1 protein-coding gene is annotated in these 540 nt (G+C 71.9%); it reads right to left on the bottom strand.

Annotated features, from left to right (window positions below; all coding sequences use genetic code 11):
* Positions 1-540: 1-deoxy-D-xylulose-5-phosphate synthase N-terminal domain-containing protein (locus tag IEX89_RS24190; protein WP_244645677.1), on the bottom strand; the 540-nt coding region annotated here is incomplete at both ends.

Raw genomic sequence — 540 nt, 5'->3', positions numbered from 1 at the left:
GACATGTCGTTGTCGTTGAGGATGACGACGAGGCGCGAATGCATGGCGCCCGCATTGTTCATGGCCTCGTAGGCCATGCCCGCCGACATCGCCCCGTCGCCGATGACGGCGACGACGTTGTTCTTGGCGCCCGCGAGGTCGCGGGCCACCGCCATGCCGAGCCCCGCCGAGATCGAGGTGGAGGAATGCGCCGCGCCGAAGGGGTCGTAGTCGCTCTCGGCGCGCTTGGTGAAGCCCGACAGCCCGCCGCCCTGGCGCAGCGTGCGGATGCGCTCGCGCCGGCCGGTGAGGATCTTGTGCGGGTAGGCCTGGTGGCCGACGTCCCAGATCAGCCGATCGCGGGGCGTGTCGAACACGGCGTGCAGCGCCACCGTGAGCTCCACCACCCCGAGCCCGGCCCCGAGATGCCCGCCCGTCACCGACACCGCGTCGATGGTCTCCGCCCGCAGCTCGTCGGCGACCCGCCGCAGCTCCTGGTCGGAGAGACCCCGCAGAGCGGAGGGATCGCGGATCGTGTCGAGGAGGGGGGTGTCGGGGCGG

This window comes from Salinarimonas ramus, from assembly GCF_014645695.1.
Classification (GTDB): domain Bacteria; phylum Pseudomonadota; class Alphaproteobacteria; order Rhizobiales; family Beijerinckiaceae; genus Salinarimonas; species Salinarimonas ramus.
The sequence above is the reverse complement of the archived record's forward strand: the minus strand, read 5'-3'. Positions and strand labels throughout refer to the sequence as shown.